This window comes from Sphingomonas sp. LY54 (genome assembly GCF_035594035.1).
Taxonomy (GTDB): Bacteria; Pseudomonadota; Alphaproteobacteria; order Sphingomonadales; family Sphingomonadaceae; genus Allosphingosinicella.
This window is the reverse complement of the sequence record NZ_CP141588.1, coordinates 3,243,395-3,265,960: the sequence shown is the minus strand read 5'-3', so window position 1 is coordinate 3,265,960 and position 22,566 is coordinate 3,243,395. Positions and strand designations below refer to the sequence as shown.

The 22,566-nt window shown below is 66.3% G+C and carries 19 protein-coding genes and 1 tRNA gene; 15 read left to right on the top strand and 5 right to left on the bottom strand.

All coding sequences use genetic code 11. The features are described from left to right. The first annotated feature begins 76 nt into the window (after window positions 1–76). Complete coding sequence (locus tag SH591_RS16150; RefSeq protein WP_324749976.1) at window positions 77–319, top strand: hypothetical protein; 243 nt, start codon at window positions 77–79, stop codon at window positions 317–319. A gap of 186 nt (window positions 320–505) precedes the next feature. Here SH591_RS16150 and SH591_RS16145 read toward each other — a convergent pair whose 3' ends face one another. Continuing rightward, complete coding sequence (locus SH591_RS16145; RefSeq protein WP_324749975.1) at window positions 506–823, bottom strand: chorismate mutase; 318 nt, start codon at window positions 821–823, stop codon at window positions 506–508. A gap of 172 nt (window positions 824–995) precedes the next feature. On the opposite strand from SH591_RS16145, the gene rpsD reads away from it, so the two are divergent. Continuing rightward, complete coding sequence (gene rpsD, locus SH591_RS16140; RefSeq protein WP_322830211.1) at window positions 996–1,610, top strand: 30S ribosomal protein S4; 615 nt, start codon at window positions 996–998, stop codon at window positions 1,608–1,610. Between the two features lie 121 nt (window positions 1,611–1,731). Here the strand turns inward: rpsD and SH591_RS16135 are convergent, their stop codons facing one another. Beyond that, window positions 1,732–3,225 (bottom strand): alpha/beta hydrolase family protein, encoded by a 1,494-nt coding sequence (locus SH591_RS16135; protein WP_324749973.1) that lies wholly within the window; start codon window positions 3,223–3,225, stop codon window positions 1,732–1,734. A gap of 322 nt (window positions 3,226–3,547) precedes the next feature. Here SH591_RS16135 and SH591_RS16130 point away from each other — a divergent pair, with 322 nt between their 5' ends. From SH591_RS16130 to SH591_RS16090, 9 genes are all read left to right on the top strand, one after another. Beyond that, a complete protein-coding gene (locus SH591_RS16130) occupies window positions 3,548–3,730 on the top strand; it encodes a hypothetical protein (RefSeq protein ID WP_324749972.1) in 183 nt (60 codons plus the stop codon). A gap of 217 nt (window positions 3,731–3,947) precedes the next feature. Continuing rightward, window positions 3,948–5,615 carry a M28 family metallopeptidase gene (locus SH591_RS16125; protein ID WP_324749971.1) on the top strand — a complete coding sequence of 556 codons (1,668 nt, stop codon included), beginning with the start codon at window positions 3,948–3,950 and terminating at the stop codon, window positions 5,613–5,615. A gap of 15 nt (window positions 5,616–5,630) precedes the next feature. Next, complete coding sequence (locus tag SH591_RS16120; RefSeq protein ID WP_324749970.1) at window positions 5,631–6,611, top strand: agmatine deiminase family protein; 981 nt, start codon at window positions 5,631–5,633, stop codon at window positions 6,609–6,611. Next, window positions 6,608–7,456: an N-carbamoylputrescine amidase gene (aguB, locus tag SH591_RS16115; RefSeq protein WP_324749969.1), complete on the top strand. Its 849-nt coding sequence runs from the start codon at window positions 6,608–6,610 to the stop codon at window positions 7,454–7,456. The genes SH591_RS16120 and aguB overlap by 4 nt, the downstream gene beginning before the upstream one ends. Window positions 7,457–7,515: 59 nt before the next feature. Beyond that, the gene (gene folK, locus SH591_RS16110) at window positions 7,516–8,010 is read left to right on the top strand and encodes a 2-amino-4-hydroxy-6-hydroxymethyldihydropteridine diphosphokinase (RefSeq protein ID WP_324749968.1); all 495 of its coding nucleotides are present in this window, start codon (window positions 7,516–7,518) and stop codon (window positions 8,008–8,010) included. A 16-nt stretch (window positions 8,011–8,026) separates the two neighbouring features. Beyond that, a tRNA-Lys gene (locus SH591_RS16105) sits at window positions 8,027–8,102 on the top strand. A 436-nt stretch (window positions 8,103–8,538) separates the two neighbouring features. After that, window positions 8,539–11,625, top strand: coding sequence for a TonB-dependent receptor plug domain-containing protein (locus SH591_RS16100; RefSeq protein WP_416385246.1), 3,087 nt, complete (start codon window positions 8,539–8,541; stop codon window positions 11,623–11,625). A 103-nt stretch (window positions 11,626–11,728) separates the two neighbouring features. Next, the gene (locus SH591_RS16095) at window positions 11,729–13,168 is read left to right on the top strand and encodes an amidohydrolase (RefSeq protein WP_324751410.1); all 1,440 of its coding nucleotides are present in this window, start codon (window positions 11,729–11,731) and stop codon (window positions 13,166–13,168) included. Window positions 13,169–13,220: 52 nt separating this feature from the next. Next, window positions 13,221–14,996: an amidohydrolase family protein gene (locus SH591_RS16090; protein ID WP_324749966.1), complete on the top strand. Its 1,776-nt coding sequence runs from the start codon at window positions 13,221–13,223 to the stop codon at window positions 14,994–14,996. 9 nt (window positions 14,997–15,005) lie between these two features. Here the strand turns inward: SH591_RS16090 and SH591_RS16085 are convergent, their stop codons facing one another. Further along, entirely contained in the window at window positions 15,006–15,908 is a 903-nt protein-coding gene (locus SH591_RS16085; RefSeq protein WP_324749965.1) for a LysR family transcriptional regulator, read from the bottom strand. Between the two features lie 585 nt (window positions 15,909–16,493). On the opposite strand from SH591_RS16085, the gene SH591_RS16080 reads away from it, so the two are divergent. Next, window positions 16,494–17,309 (top strand): uroporphyrinogen-III synthase, encoded by an 816-nt coding sequence (locus tag SH591_RS16080; protein WP_324749964.1) that lies wholly within the window; start codon window positions 16,494–16,496, stop codon window positions 17,307–17,309. A 12-nt stretch (window positions 17,310–17,321) separates the two neighbouring features. Here SH591_RS16080 and SH591_RS16075 read toward each other — a convergent pair whose 3' ends face one another. After that, window positions 17,322–17,801: an Lrp/AsnC family transcriptional regulator gene (locus SH591_RS16075; RefSeq protein ID WP_324749963.1), complete on the bottom strand. Its 480-nt coding sequence runs from the start codon at window positions 17,799–17,801 to the stop codon at window positions 17,322–17,324. Window positions 17,802–18,256: 455 nt separating this feature from the next. Between SH591_RS16075 and SH591_RS16070 the strand changes: the two genes are divergently transcribed. Beyond that, the gene (locus tag SH591_RS16070; RefSeq protein ID WP_324751409.1) at window positions 18,257–19,615 is read left to right on the top strand and encodes an amino acid permease; all 1,359 of its coding nucleotides are present in this window, start codon (window positions 18,257–18,259) and stop codon (window positions 19,613–19,615) included. A gap of 31 nt (window positions 19,616–19,646) precedes the next feature. Here SH591_RS16070 and SH591_RS16065 read toward each other — a convergent pair whose 3' ends face one another. Beyond that, on the bottom strand, window positions 19,647–20,078 hold the full coding sequence (locus tag SH591_RS16065) for a DoxX family protein (RefSeq protein WP_324749962.1): 432 nt from the start codon (window positions 20,076–20,078) through the stop codon (window positions 19,647–19,649). A 256-nt stretch (window positions 20,079–20,334) separates the two neighbouring features. Between SH591_RS16065 and SH591_RS16060 the strand changes: the two genes are divergently transcribed. Together SH591_RS16060 and SH591_RS16055 are read left to right on the top strand one after the other, a co-directional pair. Beyond that, a complete protein-coding gene (locus SH591_RS16060; protein WP_324749961.1) occupies window positions 20,335–21,834 on the top strand; it encodes a catalase in 1,500 nt (499 codons plus the stop codon). Between the two features lie 116 nt (window positions 21,835–21,950). Next, window positions 21,951–22,523 carry an NADPH-dependent FMN reductase gene (locus tag SH591_RS16055; protein WP_324749960.1) on the top strand — a complete coding sequence of 191 codons (573 nt, stop codon included), beginning with the start codon at window positions 21,951–21,953 and terminating at the stop codon, window positions 22,521–22,523. Window positions 22,524–22,566 lie beyond the last annotated feature (43 nt).

The window sequence follows — 22,566 nt, the reverse complement described above, 5'->3', positions numbered from 1 at the left end:
GCGCGATTGCGTTGCGCTTCTATGTCTTTAGCAATACGACCGCAGCGGCTAAAGTTGTACCCAAGGGGGGGAGTTCATGATCAAGATATTGTGCGTCGCCGCACTGGCCCTCTCGGCTGCGCCGGCTTCGGCCAATCCGGAACCGAATCCAAGTGAGACCACGCAGGTCGCGCCGGTGAAGGAAAAGAAAATCTGCAAGCGCAAGGCGTCCTCGCTTAGCCGGCTGCCGAAGCAGGTCTGCAAGACCGCGGCGCAATGGAACGTTGGCGCCGCTCAGGGTGCAGACCATTCCGATCTGCAGCGCGCGGGTGCTCGCTAATCGGCGATCAGGCGAGAAGGCTCGAGGTCGGTCAGCGAGCGCAAGGTCTGCATGACCGCCCGCGAAGGGGCGCGCGCCACCGAGGATGCCCAGAAGCAGGCCTCCGAAATGCAGAGCCAGATTTCGACCGAACAGGGTCACTGACAGCCCGCCCGGCGATCTGCCGGGCGGCGAGTCCCCGCCGGGCTAGACCTGCGTCGTACGCAGGTCGAAACGCTCGAACTCGTAGGCGATCGAGGTCTCGACGAGATTGTCGTAGAGGCCCGCGGCGACCTGCGGGTCGAGCCCTTCCCGCGCTGCAGCCGCGGCCGCATTGGCGATCACCTGCGCCTTGCGCGCTTCGTCGCGGACGGCATCGCGGGTCGGCTTGATGCGGGCGGCCGCCTCCATGTAGCGGAAGCGTTCGGCGAGCAAGGCTACGATCTGCTCGTCGAGGCGATCGACGCCATGGCGGACTTCGGCCATTTTCGTGCAGACGGCGGGTTTGACGCGATCTTCAGACATGGGCTCTCTTTAGCGCCCGTCCCGCGCCTGTCGAGGTTGACTTCCGTGCCCCGACCGGCCATGTGCGCGCCTTCGCAATTGGCTCCGCACTCCGGTGAAGCGGCGGCCGCGTCCGACAGATTGGTCGGGCGGTGCGATGCCGGACATGGAAACAGCAAATTGGAGTATCACGATGTCGAAGCGCACCAGCGCCAAGTATAAGCTCGACCGCCGCATGGGCGAGAACGTCTTCGGTCGTCCGAAGTCGCCCGTCAACAAGCGCGAATATGGTCCCGGCCAGCACGGCCAGCGCCGCAAGGGCAAGGTGTCCGATTACGGCATCCAGCTGCGCGCCAAGCAGAAGCTGAAGGGCTATTACGGCGACGTCACCGAGAAGCAGTTCAAGCGCACCTTCCAGGAAGCGAGCAAGATGAAGGGTGACGCTTCGCAGAACCTGATCGGTCTGCTCGAGCGCCGCCTCGACATGGTCGTCTATCGCGCCAAGTTCGCCCCGACCATCTGGGCGGCCCGCCAGATCGTCAATCACGGCCACATCCGCGTCAACGGCGTGAAGTGCAACATCGCGTCGCGCCGCATCAACGTCGGCGACGTGATCGAGCTCGGCCCGAAGGCGCAGGAAATGGCCCTGGTCATGGAAGCGCAGAGCCTCGCCGAGCGCGACATTCCCGATTACGTCGTCCAGGACGGCAACACCAAGGTCAACTACACCCGCGTCCCGACGCTGGACGAAGTGCCCTATCCGGTGAAAATGGAACCGAACCTGGTCGTCGAGTTCTACTCGCGCTGATCCGGTTCTCCGACCGAACTTAAAACAGAACGGCCGCCCTTCGGGGCGGCCGTTTTGCTTTTGGGCTGCCTTGCGCTCCGCGCCTGAGCCTCCGTTCGGAAGCTCAGGCGCAGTTGCGTCTTTAACGGGCGCCGCTGGCTGCGAGGAAGGTTGCGATCCTGGCGAGCATGTCAGTCCGCGCTCCGGAGTCGTCGAGATCGTGGGCGAGGTCCGGATAGATGACCAGCTCGCTCTTCTTGCCCGCGGCGCGCAGCGCCCGGTCCATAGTCCGGGCCTGAGCAACGTGGACATTCTGGTCGGCAGTGCCGTGGAACATCAGCACGGGCGCCACCATGCTCTTCGCATTTTCCGCCGGTGAGCCCTCTTTGACGTGAGGCCCGGTGCCGATGAACTGCTCGACAAGCCTGCTGTTGGTGAAAGCCTGCGCCTCCCGCTTCATCTGGGCGAGATCGGTCACCGGAGCGATCGCGACCACCGCCCTGAACAGGTTAGGATTGGTCGCCGCGGCCTGGAGCGCGGCGTAGCCGCCATAGGACCAGCCGACAATGGCAAGCTTCTTGGCGTCGGCAATGCCCGCGGTCGCCAGCCACTTGCCGCCGGCAGTGACGTCTCCGATCGAGGTGCGCCAGCCCTTGAAGCCGTTCTGGTTCAGCCACGGGTCGCCATAGCCGGCGGACCCGCGATAATTGGGCTGGAGCACGGCATAGCCCCGGTTCGCGAGATATTGGGCCAGCCAGTCGAACCCCCATTCGTCGCGCGCGCTCGGGCCGCCATGGGGCAAGACGATACCCGGCAGCCCCTTAGCCTCCTTGCCCGGCGGCAGGGTCAGATAAGCAGGGATGGCGGTGCCATCGTCCGCGGAATAGGTCACGTGCCTCACGCTGGCGAGCGTCGCTTTCTCCAGTTCGGGCCGCGCCAGCACCAACTCGCCAAGCTGGCGCGTCGCCTTTTCGTAAAGGAAGTACCGCCCCGGATCGGAATCGCCGCCCGCGAAGATAAGCAGCTTCTTGCCGTCTGCGCTCGCGCCCGGGAACTGGATCAGCGGCAGGTTCGGGATGGCCTTGCCGAGCGCCGCCTGCAGATTCTTATATTCGGGGTCGAAATAGATGACCTCTCTCTTTTCCTCGGCGAAGGTGAGACCGATAACGCGGCCGCTCCGCCCAATCCGAACGACATCGTCGACGTCGACGCGATCGTGGGCGAAGACCAGTTCCGACGCCAACGAGCCGTCGAGCTTCACGCGATAGAGAGCGTAGCGGCCGTTAAGTTTCCGGAGCGCGTAGGCGCTGTTCGTTTCCGCATCCACAGCGATCGGAGTGAGACCTTCGCCGTCTACATCCTCGCTGAACCGGTCCCAGCCGGACGCGCCACTCTTGCGATAGTAATAAATGGTCTTGCCGGTGAGCGTGTTGGCGTCGCCCCGCGTCTCATCGGCGCGCATGATGCGGACCGTACCGCGCCCATCGGTGACATAAGCGGTGGCATGAGGCTTCGGGGGCTCGACCGGCTTCACCTTCAGCGTGGCGAGATCGATCCGGTCGACGCCGAGCCCGTCCGCCGTGCGGACGATACGACTGCCCAACTTTCCGGCCTCCGGGACGTAGTCGCGGCTCATCAAGACCGCCCCTTGATCGTTCGGCAACCAGTCGATCAGCGCGCCGTCGAATTGCCGCAGACGTGCATCGTAGACCGAACTCCGTTGGCCCAGCATTTTAGGCGGTGAGCCATCGTCGGGTACCATCAGCAGCCTGGTCCACCCGATCAATATACCGCTGTCGTCCGTGACGCCGCGCGCCCTACAGATCAGCTGGCTCGCGCTGGCAAAGCCACACCAGTCGAGCGTCTCCTTCTTGCCACTCGCCCTGAGAGGCCGGGTCGACTTCCCGTCATCGAGATTTGTAATCGTTACCACCGACGCGGCTCCTCCCGCAGGCTCGATGAAAACGATCCTCTTTCCGTCCGGCGAGATGTCGATCGAGGCGACGCTTGTGCGCGCCCCGAACCTTTTTGCCGCGTCGCTCGCGCCATCCGTTGCCGCTGCCGGCGCCGCGACTATCGCCGCCCCCATCAGGAGCCACTTCTTGATCATGATTTCGATTCCCCCCTTTTTTCCACGCTAGATCAGGGGCTACGCGCAAGACAAGTAGTTTGCTCGCGCCCAAAAGGAGCAGGAAACGATGCGGTTGAGGAAGCAAAGAATCCGAGGACCATGGCGGCCGCAAATTATCTTATCGAAGGCGATGGTCCGGCAACTGTTCCGGAGACGCAGCGTTCTTGCCTCAGCGTGGCGGCGCTGCCTATAGCGCCAAACCAGCGCCTTTCAGGGAGCCCTTGCCGATGCGTCTCCACGCCTTTTCCGCCGCTTTGCTTTCCATCTCCCTTGGCGCCTGTGCCACTACTGGGGAACCGACGCGGTCCGCCGCCCCTGATTCCGCGGTGCCGGCTGTTTCGCTTGATACGCTGAAGGGCCTAACCCAGCAGCTTTCGTCCGACGCGTTCGACGGCCGCGCGCCGACCACCGCTGGTGAGGAGAAGACGGTGCGGCTGATCGCTGACCGCTTCGAGAAGGCGGGCCTGCAGCCGGGCAACCAGGGCAGCTGGTACCAGAATGTCCCGTTGGTCGAGACGCTGGCCGCGCCGACCCCGCTGCGCATCACCGGCGGCAAGCAGCCGCTGAGCTTCGCCTATCGCACCGACATGGTCGCCAATACCTATCAGGTGCAGCCGCGGGTTGCGCTCGACAACAGCGACATCGTGTTCGTCGGCTACGGCATCAACGCCCCCGAGCGCGGCTGGAACGATTATGCCGGCGTCGACGTGAAGGGAAAGACGGTCGTCATCCTGATCAACGATCCCGATTACGAGACGCAGGGCCTGAAAGGCCCGTTCGACGGCCGGGCGATGACCTATTACGGCCGCTGGACCTACAAATATGAGGAGGCCGCGCGCCAGGGCGCCGCCGCCGCCTTCATCGTCCACGACACCGAGCCCGCCGCTTATGGCTGGAACGTAGTCCAATCCTCCTGGACCGGCGCCCAGTACAATATGGACGCGTCCAACAACCATATGGACCAGTCCAAGGTGATCGGCTGGCTCACCAACGATGCGGCCAAACGCCTGTTCGCCAATAGCGGCAAGGACCTCGCCGCCATGACGGCTGCCGCCAAGCGCAAGGGCTTCAAGGCCGTGCCCCTGGGCGCCAAGGCGTCAATCGCGATGGACAACCAGATCAAGCGCCAAGCCTCGCGCAATGTGATCGGCATCCTGCCCGGCAAGACGCGGCCCGAAGAATATGTGATCTACACGGCGCATTGGGACCATCTCGGCCGCTGCGACGCCGCCCCCGACGGCGACGACATCTGCAACGGCGCCGTCGATAATGCCAGCGGCACTGCCGGCCTGATCGCCCTGGCCGAGGCCCATGCCCGCGCCGGCGCGCCCGACCGCTCGATCATCTTCCTCGCCGTCACCGCCGAGGAATCGGGGCTGCTCGGCTCGCGTTTCTACGGCGAAAACCCGATCTACCCGCTCGCCCAGACGGTCGGCGGCATCAATATCGACGGGTTGAACGTCGTCGGCCGCAGCCGCGATGTCGTCGTCGTCGGCCCCGGCAAGTCCGAGCTGGAACCCTATCTGCAGCGCGCGGCGGCCTATCAGCAGCGCACGATCGTACCCGAGCCGACCCCGGAAAAGGGCTTCTACTACCGCTCCGACCATTTCAGCCTCGCGCGGCAGGGCGTGCCGATGATCTATTTCGACAGCGGCGAGGATTTGGTGAACGGCGGCAAGGCGGCCGGCGCCGCGGCGGCGACCGATTACACCGCCAATCGCTATCACGGCCCCAAGGACGAATATAATCCGAACTGGGACTGGTCGGGCGCGATGGAGGATCTCCGGCTTTTCTACTGGATCGGCCGTGAGCTTGCAGAAAGCGAAGCATGGCCTAACTGGTATCCGACCGCGGAATTCCGCGCGGCACGGGACCGGTCCCGCGCCGGCCGCTAAGCAGTAAGGACTGAAATGGTTGATCGCCAGCCGCCCGAATGGGCGAAGCACGAATTCGTCTGGATCGGTTTCCCGAGCCACGCCGACCTCTGGGTCGAGGATTTGGAGCCGGCCCAGGAGGAAGTCGCCGCCTTCGCGCGAGCCGTGCATGCTGACGGAGCCGGCGAGGAGGTGCGCCTCGTCGCCGCCGATCCGGAAGCGGTTGCGCGGGCCAAGGCGCTGGCCGGGCCGGGCATCGCGGTCGTGCAGGAAGCGTTTGGCGACATCTGGCTGCGCGACACGGGGCCGATCATCCTCAAGAACGGCACGCGCCGCAGCGCCGCCAGCTTCGGCTTCAACGGCTGGGGCGGGAAATACGATCTGGAGGGCGACGACACGATCGGCCTCCGCCTCGCCAACACCGCGGACATGGAAGCGGCCCGGCGCGACTGGATCCTGGAAGGCGGGGCGATCGACGTCGACGGCACCGGCCTGGCCGTCACGACCGAGCAATGCCTGCTGAATCCGAACCGCAATCCGGGCCTGACGAAGGAGCAGATCGGGGCGCGCCTCCGCGACGATCTCGGCCTCGACCGCATCCTCTGGCTCGGCGACGGGCTGCTCAACGACCATACCGACGGCCATGTCGACAATCTCGCCCGCTTCGTCGGCGAGAACCAGCTTGCCATTCCGGTCGCGGCGGGAGCGGACGACCCCAATGCCGCCGTTTTTGCGGACGCCCGGGCGCGGGCCGAGGCGTTCGGAGTCGAGGTCGTGCCGATCCCCTCACCCGGCCGGATCGAGGCGGATGGCGAAATCATCCCGGCTTCCTATATGAACTTCTACATCGGCAATGCGGCGGTGATCGTTCCGGTCTACGGCGCGGCCAATGACGATGCCGCAGTTGCGGCGATCGGCGCCCTCTTCCCCGGCCGAAAGGCGGTGGGCTTCCGCGCCGACCACATCCTCACCGGAGGCGGAAGCTTCCATTGCATCAGCCAGCAGGTACCCGAGTGACCCAGGTAAAAGTAGCCGCCCTCCAGCTTCCCTTCAGCGACTGCGTCGAGGAGAATATCGAGGCGGTTTCGAAGCTCGTACGCGAGGCCGCGGCCCAGGGCGCCAAGATCATCCTTCCGCCCGAACTGTTCGAGGGCCATTATTTCTGCCGCACCCATGACGAGGACCATTTCGCGCGGGCCCTGCCCGTCGGCGAGCATCCGGTCGTGGCGGCGATGCAGGCGCTCGCCAGGGAGCTAGAGGTCTATATCCCGACCAGCTTCTACGAGGCGGACGGCCACCATCATTATAACAGCCTCGCCATGATCGACGACGAGGGCGAGATCATGGGAGTCTATCGCAAGAGCCATATCCCGGACGGGCCGGGCTATTCGGAGAAATTCTACTTCCGGCCCGGCAACACCGGCTTCAAGGTTTGGAAGACCAAATACGGCACCATCGGCGTCGGCATCTGCTGGGACCAATGGTATCCCGAGACCGCGCGGGCGATGATGCTGATGGGCGCCGATATCCTGCTCTATCCGACCGCGATCGGCACCGAGCCGCACGATCCGGACCTCGACACGAGCCGCCTGTGGCGCCGTGCGATGATCGGCCACGCCGTGTCCAACGTCGTGCCCGTCGTGGCGTCGAACCGCATCGGCACCGAGGGCGACCAGCGTTTCTACGGCCACAGCTTCATCTGCGACGAGCGCGGCGACTATCTCGCCGAATTCGGGCCGAGCGAGACGGGCGTGCTCGTCGCCACGGTCGACACGGTCCAGGCCAAGAAGCACCGCGCCGCGTTCGGCTTCTTCCGAGACCGGCGCCCCGAGCTTTACGGCCGCCTTACCCAGGACATCTAAGCTCCTCCCGCCTTGGGAAGCAGTGGCGAGGAACAGGCGAAGCGTCTAGGGCGCTCGCCATGGGCAAGACGCGCTACGCCATCGCACTGGGATCGAACCGGTGGCACGGGACATATGGGTCGCCGGAACGGGTCGTGCGCGCCGCCGCCAGGGCGATCTGCGCCGAGCGCCTGTCGACGGTGCGGGCGACCCCGGCTCTAGGACCTGCCGGGCGCGGCTTCGCCAATGCCGCCGCGATCGTCGCCACGTCGCTTCCCCCGCCCGAGCTGCTCGCGACGCTCAAGGACATCGAACGGAGGTTCGGCCGGCGCGGTGGGCGGCGCTGGGGCCCGCGGGTGCTCGACCTCGACATCCTGCTCTGGTCGGAAGGCGCCTGGGCCGAGCCGGGCGTGGTCGTCCCCCACCCTTCCTTTCGCGAACGCCGCTTCGTGCTCGAGCCGCTGGCCGAGCTCGTTCCGGACTGGCGCGACCCGATTTCGGGGCTCACGATCCGCCAGCTCTTCTTTCGCCAGGCGCAGCGAAGCCCGGTTGACCGCGCGTCCAGCGCCACTTAGGAGCGGCGCCGTGGTCGGGCCGTTAGCTCAGTCGGTAGAGCAACTGACTTTTAATCAGTAGGTCGCTGGTTCGAATCCAGCACGGCTCACCACCCCTGCCCTTTTTCGTGCTCATCCGATCTAACTGGCCCAAACCGGCAATCTGCGCGCGCAGCAGTCGAGCACCCTGCACGTTCTCCCCCAAGCCTCCCAAACCAGATCCAGGCCGCGCGGGTAACGCCCGGCCCCATCGGCGTTGCGTTCTGCGCAACGGGGTGCACTCCTCTTTGAGACTGGCGCGGCCGACAGAATCGGCCATGAATTCCACCAAAGGATGACGGGGGAGTTACAGGCCGCACTGCCGGCGGCGCATTCGTGCTGCGAACCAAGAGACGAACTCCACATCGCCGCGGCCGCGCCCAGCTTCACCGGCTGATCCATCACCGCGTCGGGCGGCGATACCGCCGAAAATTCAAAACCAAGGACCGTCCCAAGCAGGACGGCCATGCCACCAAAGGGGGAATAATGACCATTCGAGTGAAGCGTCTCATGAACGAGGACGTCCGCAAGCTGCTGCTCGGCACCACGGCCCTGTGCCTGGCCGGCCTCGGCACGCCCGCTTTCGCCCAGGCCGCGGACACCGCGTCGGCCGAGCAGGCCGTCGAGGAAGCCGCTCCCGCCGCAGAGGAAGCCAGCGACATCGTCGTCGTCGGTTCGCGCATCCAGGGCGCGAACATCACGGCCGCCCTGCCGGTGACCGTGGTCGGCGCGGCCGAGATCAGCGCCACCGGCGCGACTTCGGGCGACGACCTGTTCCGCTCCATCCCGCAGATGGGCGACGTCACCTTCAACAGCTCCTATCTCGCCGGCTCGAGCAACTCGGCCCGCGGCGACGTCGGCTCGGTCAACCTGCGCAACCTCGGCATCGGCAACACGCTCGTGCTCCTGAACGGCCGCCGCGTCGTCAACCACCCGACCAGCCAGGCGAACGAGAATCTCGTTCCGGTGCTGACCTACAACACCAACGCCATTCCCGTGAGCGGCCTCCAGCGCCTCGAAGTGCTGCGCGACGGCGCCGCGGCGATCTACGGCACCGACGCGGTCGCCGGCGTGATCAACACCGTCCTCAAGGACGATTTCGACGGCCTCGAAATGTCGGTCCAATATGGCGGCGCAGAGGGCACGGGCTTCCGCGAACTCAACGTCAACGGCATCGTCGGCCACAATTTCGCGCAGGACCGCGGCAACGTCTCGCTGTTCTTCAACTACGACCGCGGCACCGGCCTCGGCACCAGCGAGCAGAGCTTCACCGCCTCGCAGGACCGCCGTCCGCTGTTCGTCGGCACCCGCTTCGAGGGGGCAACCTCCCTCGACGGTCGCGAATCGACGACGGCCTGGGCCTCGCTGCAGACACCGGCTTCCTTCGGCACCGTGCGCCAGGGCACGACCGCCCTCACCAGCGCGTCCGGCCTGTTTCACATCCAGCCGAGCACCAACCCGGGTTGCCAGCTCAATATCGGCAACGGCCTCTGCATCGATGACGGCGCACTCGCCGTCACCGCCGCCGACCGCAACCTGCGCCGCGATCCGGCCGGCCAGAACACGAGCGTGATCCCCTCGCTCGACCGCGTGAACCTGTACCTCACTGCCAAGTACGAGCTCAGCGACAGCCTCACCGCCTTCGGCGAGGCCGGCTATTATTACGCCGAGACCCATGCCGTTCAGTCCCCCGTCGCGACTTTGAGTTCGATCCCGATCACGATCCCGGCGAGCAATTACTGGAATCCGTTCGGTCCGGCCGTGTTCGCAAACGGCGCCGTCAACCCGAACCGCCTGCCCGGCACCAACGTCCCGGCCGCGGGCCTTCCCGTCACCATCCGTTCCTACGCGTTCGAGGACGCCGGGCTGATGAACATCGACGTCACCAACCGCCAGGCGCGTATGCTGGCCGGCCTCCGCGGCCCGCTCGGCGACTTCGAGTGGGAAGGCGCGGTCCTTTACTCCGAGGCGACCGCCAAGGACGTCAGCGACAACATCTCGGCGGGCGCGCTTGCACGCCAGCTCGCTTTGTCGACCCCGGATGCTTACAATCCGTTCAACGGCGGCGATCTCGCCAACGTCATCTACGGCGATGCCACCCCGAGCAGCGCCGCCGCGATCGAGGCGATCAAGGTCAAGGCGACGCGGCGCACCAAGAGCACGCTCGCTCTCGCCGACTTCCGCATCTCCAACCGCGCCATCCTCACGCTGCCGGGCGGCGACATCGGCATGGCGGCCGGCGCCGAAGTCCGTCGCGAGACGCAGTTCGACGATCGCGACCAGCGCGTCGACGGCACGATCACCTATACCGATCCCTCGACCGGGATCGTCACCGGCGATCTCGTCAACTCGTCGATGAATCCGGACACGCGCGGCAATCGCGAAGTCGCGGCGGCCTATATCGAGTTCGCGGTTCCCGTCGTTTCGCCGGAAATGGGCATCCCACTGGTCCGTAGCCTCGAGGTCCAGCTCGCCGGCCGCTACGAGCATTACAGCGACTTCGGCAGCGTCGCGAAGCCGAAGGTTGCCGCCGCCTGGGACATCGTCGACGGTCTGCGCCTGCGCGGTTCGTGGGCACAGGGCTTCCGCGCGCCGAACCTGGAGCAGGTGAACGCCACGGTCATCACCCGCGCCAACACCCGCACCGACTGGTCGATCTGCGAAGCCGACCTGCGCACGGGCCGGATCTCCAGCTTCGCCGATTGCTCGCGCCGCCAGTCGACCTCGGCCCGCCGCTCGGGCAACCCGGATCTGAAGCCGGAAGAGTCCGATACGCTCTCGGCCGGCGTGGTGCTCGAGCCGAACTTCATTCCCGACAGCCTCGGCCGCCTCACCCTCACCGCCGATTACTGGCGCGTGAAGCAGACCGGCCTGGTCGGCATCTTCGGCGAGGGCAATGCGCTGATCGTCGATTATCTGCTGCGCCAGAGCGGCGAGACCAACCCGAACGTGATTCGTGCCAACCCGACGGCTGACGACATCGCTTTGTTCGCGGGCACCGGCCTCGCCCCGGCTGGTCAGGTTCTCTACGTGCTCGACGCCTATCAGAACCTGCAGCCGCAGACCGCCAAGGGCATCGACCTTGGCCTGGTGTGGCGCCTGCGCGGCACGGCGGCCGGAGACTTCACGCTGAACTTCAACGCCGCGCACCTGCTCGACTTCTACCAGGAGCCGTCGCCGGGCATCGCCGCCCTGCTCGCAGCGCGCGAGGCGGGCGAGATCAACGCCGGCACCACCATTACCGGTGGCGGCGACCTGATCCGCCAGGAAGGGCGTCCGGAGTGGAAATTGTCGGCCGCTCTTACGTGGCGCTACAACCAGGTCACGATCGGCGCCTTCACGCAGTATATCGGTAGCGTCGAGGATCCGGACCTGATCGACTCGGCGGGCAATCCGTGGGTCGTGAAGTCGCAGCTGACCGGCAACCTCTATGGCGAATATGCTTTCGACCAAGGCGCGCTGAACGGAACCCGCTTCCGCCTCGGCGTGCGCAACATCACCGACGAGAAGCCGCCGCTTTCGTCGGAAGGCTATGTCGGTCGCCTCTATGCGCCGCAGGCCCGTTACTGGTACGTCAACGTCTCCAAGAGCTTCTGATCGAAGCGCGGGCGCCGTCTACGGGCGGCGCCCGCAATCTTGCAGCACATGATAAGAGGATGATGAAGTGACCAAATCTTTGCGCGCCGCCGGACTGCTGGCGATGGCAAGCGTCGCGGCCCTGTCGGTTCCCGCCCAGGCGGAGCTTCCCGCGGCGGCGCGGACCCAGCTGACCGGAACCGTCGACAAGAATGCCGGCCAGCTGGCCGACACGGCGCTCAAGATTTGGAATTATTCCGAACTCGGTTACCTCGAGACGCAGAGCTCCGGCCTGCTCCAGGCTCAGCTCAAGAAGGCCGGCTTCGCGGTCCAGGCCGGCGTCGCCGGCCAGCCGACCGCCTTCGTCGCCAGCTTCAAGAACGGCGCCGGCCCAGTCATCGGCATCCTCGCCGAATTCGACGCTCTGCCCGGCCTTTCGCAGGGCGCGGTGCCGTTCAAGCAGGCCGTTGCCGGCCGCGACGCCGGCCATGGCTGCGGTCACAATCTGTTCGGCGCGGCCTCGTCCAGCGCTGCGATCGCGGTCAAGGACTGGATGATCAAGAACAAGATCGCCGGCGAGATCCGCGTTTACGGCACACCGGCCGAGGAAGGCGGGTCGGGCAAGGCCTATATGGTCCGCGACGGCCTGTTCAAGGACGTCGACATCGCCCTCCACTGGCATCCGGGCAGCCGCAACACGGCGGCGGAATCGGCCTCGCTCGCCAATATCAGCGGCAAGTTCCGGTTCCACGGCGCTTCCGCCCATGCCGCCGGCGCACCCGACAAGGGCCGCTCCGCGCTCGACGGCGTCGAGGCGCTGAACGCCATGGTCAACATGATGCGCGAACACGTGCCGGACGGAACGCGCATCCATTATGCGATCACCGAGGGCGGCAAGGCCCCCAACGTCGTGCCCGATTTCGCCGAAGCCTATTATTACGTCCGCCACGTCGATCCCAAGATCGTGGTGTCGGTGATGGACCGCGTGAAGAAGGCCGCCGAAGGCGCCGGGATGGGCACCGAGACCAAGGTCGAGTGGGAGCAGACCGGCGGCGTCTATTCGACCCTGCCCAACGCCGCCCTGATGAATGTCATGGACCGCAATTTGCGCCATGTCGGCGGCGTCCAGTGGACCCCGGAAGAGACCGAGTTCGCGCGCAAGATCCAGGCCACGCTCGCCCCGGGCGCGCCCGCGCTGGAAACCGCACAGCAGATCGGCGAGGTCAAGATCGACACCCAGGGACGCGGCTCGACCGACGTCGCCGACGTCAGCTGGGTCACGCCGACCGTCGGCCTCTCGACCGCCACCTTCGTTCCCGGCTCTGCCGGCCACAGCTGGCAGAATGTTGCCGCGGCCGGCCACAGCATCGGCATCAAGGGTTCGGTCAACGCCGCGAAGACGCTGGCGCTGACGGCGGCCGAATTGCTGACCAGCCCCGAGACGATCGCCGCGGCCAAGGCCGAGTTCGCCCAGCGCCGCGGCCCCGACTTCGTCTACAAGTCGATGGTCGGCGACCGCAAGCCGCCGCTCGATTACCGCAAGCCCGCCTCCAGCGGCCAGTAAGTTCGGCCCATCCGCCCAGCGGGGCGGTGTGCGTGTTCCAGGAGTCCTCCCCATGTCGTTCCAGCGTTGCCTTCTCGCCGCCTCGGCGCTCACCCTCAGCCTCTCGTTCGGGACCGTCGGCAACGCCGCGCAGGGCAAGGCCGGCCAGGCGCTCGTCATCAGCGGCGCGACGTTGTTCGACGCGACCGGCAAGGCGCCGCACAAGGCCGACGTGCTGGTGATCGACGGGCGCATCGCCGAGGTCGGCACGAAGATCACCAAGCCTAAGGGCGCGCGCGTGATCGATGCGCGCGGCATGTCGCTCCTTCCCGGCCTGTTTGATCTCCACACGCACTGGACGCCCGGCGGCCAACCCAACAACGCCCCGCAGATCGCCAAGGCCTATGCGCTGGCCGGCGTCACCACGGTGGACGATTTCCATTCCCAGCCGGAAGCCTATGCGCCCACGCGGGAATGGCTCCAGGGCGTCGTCGCGCCCCACGTGAACTACATTGCGCGCGTCGGCACGCCGGGCGGTCACGGCACCGACTGGGGCGACGAGAATACGACCAAGAGCATCACCACCCCGGACAGCGCCCGCACCGCCATCCGCGAATTGCTCCCCTACCGCCCCGACCGCATCAAGATCTTCAACGACGGCTGGCGCTACGGCACCTCGCCCAACAACAACAGCGTCACCGAGGAGGCGCTCACCGCGCTCGTCGACGAGGCCCACAAGAACGACCTCAAGGTCGTCAGCCACACCGTCACCGTGGCCCGCGGCAAGGAAGCCGCCCGCGCCAAGGTCGACGTGATCGTCCACAGCCTCCAGGACGGCGAGGTCGATGCCGAGCTGATCGCCCTGATGAAGGCGAACAACACGGCCTACGCCCCCACCCTCGCCGTCTACGAGCCGCGCCCGGAAAAGGTCGCCAGGGCAGCGCCGGCGACCCTCGAGCAGACCCGCCGCAAGTTCGGCTATGCTTTGCGCAACACCAAGGCGCTGCACGACGCCGGCGTGCTGATCGCGCTCGGCACCGACGCCGGTATGCCCGGGACGCCGCACGGCTGGTCGACCCACCGCGAGCTGGAGCTCTTGGTTCAGGCTGGCCTCACTCCCGAGCAGGCTTTGATGGCCGGAACGGCGAACAGCGCCAAGGCGATGGGCCTGTTCGAGGACCGCGGGACGATCGAGCCCGGCAAGCGCGCCGACCTCCTGCTCGTACAGGGCGAGCCGTGGCGCGACATCAAGGCCATCGAGGCGGTGCGCAGCGTCGTCATCGACGGCCGCGTCGTGACGCAGGGCAAGAGCCCCGTTCTGATCGCCGATCCCGTCGCGCCCAGGCCGATCAAGGCCGCCAGCCTGATTGCAGACTTCGAGCGCGCGGACGGCCGCTCGTCGGTCGATACGATCATCATCAGCGACACCAACGGCGGCATGAATCGGAGCGCGATCGCGCACGCGATCACGGTACGCGATGGCCAAAATCGCGCTTTGTCGCTGATCGGCCGCATGTCGAACGACAAAGAGCCCTCCGCCGGCATCACGATCCCGCTGACCCGCGGCGGCTTCGTGCCGGCTGATGCGCGCGCCTTCCAAGGCGTACGCCTCGCAGTTCGCGGCCAAGGACCGTTCGATCTGCGCATCATGGGCGCGAACGGCCCCTGGAACGCCTCGTTCGAAGGTCAGGCCGACTGGACCACGATCGAAATCCCCTTCTCCGCCTTCAAGCCAGCGCGCGAGGACGCACGCTGGGACGCCGGCCAGCTCTTCTCGGTGGGCATCGCCGCCCAGCGCCCCGCCGGAAGCAAGGCCTGGCTCGAAGTCGACGACGTCGCCTTCTACTGAGGCGCGCGCCTATTGCAGCGGGCGCGCCTGTTGCAGGGCCCCGACCAGGTCGGTGACGAAGAGCTGAAGGATACGTGACAGACGCCGGTCGGCGCGGGTGAGCAGGACGATGTTCCCCGCGCCGAGACTGGGCTCGTCGATCGGCACCGCGACCATCAGGCCGCTTGTGTCGCGCACCACGCCGCCCCGAGTCAGGATCGCGCCGCCGAGGCCCGATCGGACGAAGCCGCGCAGCACTTCGAGCGAACTGGTCGACAGGACCGGAGAGATCAGGAAACCGTGCGCCTTGGTCGCCTCGTCAACGGCCTGGCGGAGGCTGTGCGAGGGCTCGTGCAGGGCCAAGGGTTCGGCAGCGAGTTCGGCAAGGCCGATCGAGGTGCGCACGGCAAATCGATGATCGCGGCGGACCGCGAGGACGAGCGGTTCGTTGAGCTCGAGGATCGTGCGGAAAGCGGGATCCGGCATGTGGTTCAGAGTAAGGCCGAGATCGGCGGTCCCCGAACGGACCTCGTCAGCAACTTCGTGGGCGGTGCGCATGTTCAGCCTGAACTGGACCTCCGGAAAGCGCTCGCGGAACCGCGAGATCGTGGCCAGCGGCGCTTCGAGGATGACGCTTTCGACGGCGGCCATGCGGATGACGGCCCGCCCGGCACCTTTGAGGTCGTCCAGTTCCGCGCGCAGCGTGTCATAGTCCAGGATCACGGTCCGCGCATAATTGGCGACAAGCTGGCCCGCCGGAGTGAGCGCCACCCCTGCCGCGGATCGATCGAGCAGGGTCGTGCCGATCTGACGTTCGAGAATGAGCACCTGCCGGCTGACCGATGACGGCGCGAGCTTGAGCACTTCGCTCGCCTTCCGGATGCTTCCGGTGCGTGCGACCTCGTGAAACAGCCTGAGCGGATTTAGGACCATCGTTTCCCCCTGCTGACAGGAGGCGTAGCGGCCACTGCGATCATGGCTACATAGCTATTCTACGGTAGGTCAATGCCCTGCGGGCATGGCGACGCGCCGACCGTCCCTCTCAGCTTGACTTCCCCCGCCCGCAGTCCATCTTCGAAGGGAGATGAAGAGCGTCCCCACCATCCTCCGCACCGAGTTGCATCCGGGCAGCAGTACCGCACGCCTCTAGGCCCCGCGGGCCGGCGGCACAGCCGCGATACGACCCCGGGGCACGGCTTGGCGGTCATCCGCCGATCAACGGCCGGCCCGATCCGGCCACCCCTCCCCACAATGCAGCGACCCGCCGCACGCGGGCTCGACACGAGCACGGGAGGGCTTTGGTAAAGGAGATATCATGTCTGACCATTTCGTGGTCGAAGCCGACCGCCGCCCTGTCGGCGTTGCGGTCCGAGGCCCGCAAGGCTTCAAGTTCTTTTCGTCGGATTCGGCATTCCTCCCGCTCGAGGGGCGCGCTTTCCCGCGCGCGAGGACGCTGGTAAACTCGGTAGCAAAGTTCGCCCGCCGGAACGCCGCGGGCGACGCGCCCCAGCCGCGGCTATGACCGACACGGGGCCCGAGCGGCTCTTCCTCTGGGTCACGCGGACGGCTCCGTTCGCGATGCTGACCGCCAAGCATCTCCACGCGGCGGGGCACAATCCGCTCGTGGCGCCGGTCCTGGAGACGAAGCCGCTCGAGCACGAACCGGAAGCCGAAAGCGCCGACGCGCTCGTCTTCACCAGCCCGAACGGCGTGCGCCATCATGTCTTTTCGCCCGCTCTGCGCTCCGTCCCGGTCTTTGCGGTCGGCGATCGCACGGCAGAGGCCGCCCGCCAGGCCGGATATGAAAACGTCTTTTCGGCGCGCGGCGACGTGCGTGACTTGCGCGACCTCATCTGCAACCAGCTCGCACCGCGTGCGAGGCTGGTCCACCTGTCGGCGGCAAAGCCGGCCGGCAATTTGGTGGCCGAACTGCGCGATGTCGGCTTCGATGCCCGGCGGGTGCCGATTTATGACGCGGTCGAATGCGGCCGCGATACGCTGCGCCCGGCGCTGGCGGCCCTTCCCTGGATCGACGGAGCGCTCATCCACTCACCCCGTGCCGGCGAGATCGTGGCGCGCTTCCTCGAGGAAATGGGCGGGCGCTGGAGCGGAACCGCTTATTGCATATCGGCCGCGGCGGCCGCGCCGTTCGAGCGGCTCGGCAGCATAACGACCCGGATCGCGCCTCGTCCCAACGACGCCGCGCTGCGCGGGATCATCGGCCTGCCGCCGGCGCCCGAGGCGCCCTTGGTCTCCAACGTGGTCGCCTTCCCGCAAATGCGTGCCGCCGAGCCGTGGGAGCCCGACGATCCCCTGCCTCCCACCGCCGCCTGACGTCCGGGCCGCTCAGCGGTCCGAGACGGGATAGCCGACAAACACCTTGGGCTTGCGCATCAGCACATGGGTGGTGATCCGGCTGGCGCCGATCGGCTCGGCGATGAATTTCTCGCGAAGCCGCGTCCAGGCGGGCATGTCGGCCACCACCACCTTCAGCACATAATCGACGTCGCCACTGACGTGCGACGCCTCGACCACTTCGGGAAAAGCGGCGATGGTCGCCTCGAACCGCTCCAACTCCTCTGGACGATGATCGTCTAGCGTGACCTCGACGAACAGGACGAGGCCGATGCCCAGGCGATAGGGGTCGAGCCGGGCGTGATAACCCTGGATGGCGCCGGTCCGCTCCAGATGACGGACCCGCGCGAGACAGGCGCTCGGCGAGAGGCCGACCCGGGACGCCAAAGCCTGGTTCGTGAGTCGCCCCTCCGCCTGCAGGACACGCAAGATTGCCCGGTCGATGCGGTCCAATTCGTCATCTGCGTTCATGCTGTCATTTCACGGCAGAATCTGCGGTGGGGGTCAAGCTCTTCGATGCCACCTGCGGGATCCCAACGGCTATAACAATGGCGAACGCCCCGCCGCTTGCGATTGGCAAAACACAACAAATTGGAGGGTAAAATGGCTATGAACGAGCGTCTCGGAACCTCTCTCTTCGTCGCTGCTTTCGTCGCCGGCCTGCCGGCCCTGATCGTCGCCACCAAGCTGATCGCGGCATAAGGGGGCCGCGGCCATCACGGCCGCGCCGACCCTGAAAAGCTTTCCCTTCCAGTCGGCCTAACCGGCCGTCTCCACTCGAATCGACGGGTGCGCCTGCCGCTTTTCCGCAGGCTTCGCCGAAAAGGCAGACAGATGACCCAGGAGGACCAGTGAGGAACTGGAAGGCACGCAAGAGCCTCGATGTCGGGCCGGCCGCGGCGTCCGGCCAGACGCTGGCGCGGACGATGAGCTGGCCTCATCTGGTTGCCCTCGGCGTCGGCGCGATCGTCGGCACCGGCATCCTCACCCTGATCGGGGTCGGCGCCGACAAAGCGGGGCCCGCCGTCCTCCTCTCCTTCCTGATCGCCGGCATGGTCTGCGCCTGCGCCGCTTTGGCTTATGCCGAGATGGCGACGATGATCCCGGCCTCGGGCAGCGCCTATACCTATTCCTACGTCGTCATCGGCGAGCTCGTCGCCTGGGTGATCGGCTGGAGCCTGATCCTCGAATACAGCCTCGTCGTCAGCGCCGTCGCCGTCGGCTGGGCGGGCTATGCGGCCCCCCTCCTCCACGGCTGGTTCGGCCTGCCCATGGCCTTGATGCAGGGTCCGCATGCGGGCGGCATCATCAACCTGCCGGCGGTGTTCATCATCGGCGTGATCGCGACGATGCTGATCATCGGCATGCGCAAGAGCGCGGCGATCAACGCGTTGCTCGTGCTGCTGAAGCTGGCCGCACTCGTCGCCTTCGTCTTCGTGGCGCTGCCCCATTTCGACACCGCCAACCTGCAGCCTTTCAGCCCCTATGGCTTCGCGAAGTCGACAGGGCCGGACGGCGTCGAGCGCGGCGTGATGGCCGCCGCCGCGATCATCTTCTCCGCCTTCTACGGCTTCGACGCGATCGCGACCGCGGCCGAGGAAACCAAGAATCCCAAGCGCGACCTCGCGATCGGGATCATGGGCTCGATGCTCGCCTGCGCCGCCATCTACACGGTCGTGGCCGGCGTGGCCCTGGGCGCAGCGCCCTTCACCAGCTTCGCCAACAGTCCCGAGCCGCTGGCGCTGATCCTGCGCGAGCTGAATCAGCCCGGCGCCGCCCATTTCCTGGCGATATCGGCGGTGATCGCGTTGCCGACTGTGATCCTCGCCTTCTTCTATGGCCAGAGCCGCATCTTCTTCGTGATGGCGCGGGACGGGCTGCTGCCCAAGGGCCTGGCGCAGGTGTCGCGCGAGGGCGCGCCGGTCCGCATCACGATCTTCACCGCCTTGATCGTCGGCAGCATCGCCGCCTTCTTCCCGCTCGACGAGATCGTGGCGCTGGCCAATGCCGGGACGCTGATCGCGTTCAGCGCGGTCGCCCTCTGCATGCTCATCATGCGCCGCCGCGCGCCCGATGCGCCGCGCGGCTTCCGCACCCCGCTCGCCTGGGTGGTCGGGCCGGTCGCGATCCTGGGCTGCGCCTATCTGTTTGTCAGCCTGCCGCAGCAGACGCAGATCTGGTTCCTCATCTGGAACGTCGTCGGGATAGCGGTCTACGCCCTCTACGGCGCCCGCGCGCGCGCGAACGCCGTCCGGATTGCGGCCGAGGAAGCGGCGGCCCTGTAGGCTCGAAGCCGAGCCCCTGGGTCGCCCCTACTCAGACATTGTCGGTCCGCGTCGTGTCCACCGTCCGCGCCCGCATGGCGTCGACGCTCCAGGCGCCCGGTCCCGCGAAGACGAAATAGAGGAAGACGAAGCAGTAGAGGATCGCCGCGTCGCCCATATTGTTGACCGGGAACGGATTTTGCGGCGCGTGCGCCATCCAGTAGGCGACGGCCATCGTGCCCGAGGCGACGAAGGCGGCGGGCCGGGTGAACAGCCCGAGCGTGATCAGCAGCCCCGCGACCAGTTCGACGATGCCCGCGAACGCACCCGGATTGTTGAAGGCGAGACCCGCCCCCGCCATTTCGCCGCCCGGAAAGCCGAGGAACTTCTGTGTCCCGTGCTCCAGGAAGATTAGACCCGAAACGATGCGCAAGGCGGCCAGAGCATACGGCGACCTGCGGGCGATCCCGACTTCATTGAGCATGCGAACCTCCTGTGCCTGCCTGTCTCGCGCGGAGGATTTCCATTTCCTCGCCGAAACGTCTTTTCGTCGCACAATCATTACTGACCCTCAACGGCCATGTGCACAGCGTGCAAGCCGGACTTTCGATCCATACCGGTCCGCACAAACCCGACCACTGATCGATATTTCCGCACACTGCCTTCGTTATAATTGAGTTGTTCGATCACTGGCGCGTCCCCATCTTGGAGGAAGGTTAGAAGCAGAAAGGAAATCCGATATGTCAGACACGCGCACGAGAGAGGCCGTGGGCTCCACCACCGGAGTTGGCGCCCCGGCACCGAGCGACCGCAACTCGCTCACCATCGGCCCCGACGGCCCGATCGTGCTGCACGACGTCCATTTCCTCGAGCAGATGGCCCATTTCAACCGCGAGAAGACGATCGAGCGCCAGCCACACGCCAAGGGCTCGGGCGCGTTCGGCACGTTCGAGACGACCGAGGACGTCTCGGCCTTCACCAAGGCCGCCTTGTTCCAGAAGGGCGCCAGGACCGACATGCTGGCCCGCTTCTCGACCGTCGCCGGCGAGCAGGGCAGCCCCGACACCTGGCGCGACGTGCGCGGCTTCAGCCTCAAATTCTACACCGACGAGGGCAATTACGACCTGGTCGGCAACAACACGCCGGTCTTTTTCGTGCGCGACCCGATGAAGTTCCCCCACTTCATCCGCAGCCAGAAAAGGCTTCCGGACAGCGGCCTGCGCGACAACCACATGCAGTGGGATTTCTGGACCAGCAATCCGGAGAGCGCGCACCAGGTCACCTATCTGATGGGCGAACGCGGCCTGCCGCGGAGCTGGCGCCAGATGAACGGCTACGGCTCGCACACCTATATGTGGATCAACGCCGCCGGCGAGAAATTCTGGGTGAAATATCACTTCCACACCGAGCAGGGCATGGCCTTCTTCTCGAACGAAGAGGCCTCGGCCATGTCGGGCGCCGATGCCGACTTCCACCGTCGCGACCTGTTCGAGGCGATCGTCCGCGGCGAGCACCCGAGCTGGAAATTGTCGGTCCAGGTGATGCCCTACGAGGACGCCAAGACCTACCGCATCAACCCGTTCGACCTCACCAAGACCTGGCCGCATGCGGACTATCCGCTGATTCCGGTCGGCACGATGACGTTGAACCGCAATCCGGAGAATTTCTTCGCCCAGATCGAGCAGGCAGCCTTCTCGCCCGGCAACACTGTTCCCGGCATCGGCCTCTCGCCCGACAAGATGCTGCTCGGCCGCGCCTTCGCCTATAACGACGCGCAGCGGAACAGGATCGGCGCGAACTTCCACCAATTGCCGGTCAACCAGCCCAAGGTCCCGGTGAACAGCTACATGGTCGACGGGCCGATGAACTATCACCACACCGGTGCGGCGCCGGTCTACGCGCCCAACAGCGCCGGGCGACCCTGGGCCGACGACACCGGGCCGGCCGACGACGGCTGGGAAGCGGACGGCGCGATGGTGCGCAGCGCGTACAAGCTCCGTCCCGGCGACGACGATTTCACCCAGCCCGGCATCCTGGTGCGCGAGGTGTTCGACGAGCGTCAGCGCGCCGCCCTTGTCGATCAGGTCGCGGGCAGCCTGCTCGGCGGCGTGCGCGAACCGGTGCTGGGCCGCGCCTTCCAATATTGGAAGAGCGTCGACTTGGATGTCGGCCAGCGCATCGAAGACAAGGTCCGCGCCGGCGCCGCGCCGCAGCCGGCCGAGGGCATGGGCGAGGGCTGAGCCCTGCCCCGGGGCGCCCTGTCCCGCCGCATGGCGGGACGGCGCCCGCGCTCGCAACCCCCAGGGCCCCCGGCTGTTGTCGGAGGGCCTGTCCATTCCAAGAGGAGACAAGCGTCATGACGACGTACAAGGTCGGCTACCTGATCGGCAGCCTCTCCACCCAATCGATCAACCGCAAGCTCGCCAATGCGCTGATCCGCCTCGCCCCGGACGGCCTGGAATTCTCGGAGATCCCGTTCCGCGACCTGCCGCTCTACAGCTACGATTATGACGACGATTATCCGCAGGTCGCCAGGGATTTCAAAGCCGCGATCAAGGGCTCCGACGCCATCCTGTTCGTGACGCCCGAATATAATCGCTCGATTCCCGGCGGGCTCAAGAACGCGATCGACTGGGCGAGCCGTCCCTACGGCACCAACGCCTTCACCCGGAAGCCGTCGGCGGTGATCGGCACTTCGCCCGGCGCGATCGGCACGGCCGTGGCGCAGCAGAGCCTGCGGAGCGTGCTGAGCTTCTGCAACTCGCCGCAGATGAACTCGCCCGAAGCTTACATCCAGTTCACGCCCAACATGATCACCGACGACGGCGAGGTGACGGTGGATTCGACCAGGGAATTCCTGCGCGGCTACATGGCCGAATTCCACGCCTTCATCGCCCGCGTCCTGACCGTCCTGCCGCGCGAGGACTGACGACCATGCCGGGCCGAAACACGGCCCGGCACCCCTCCCTCCC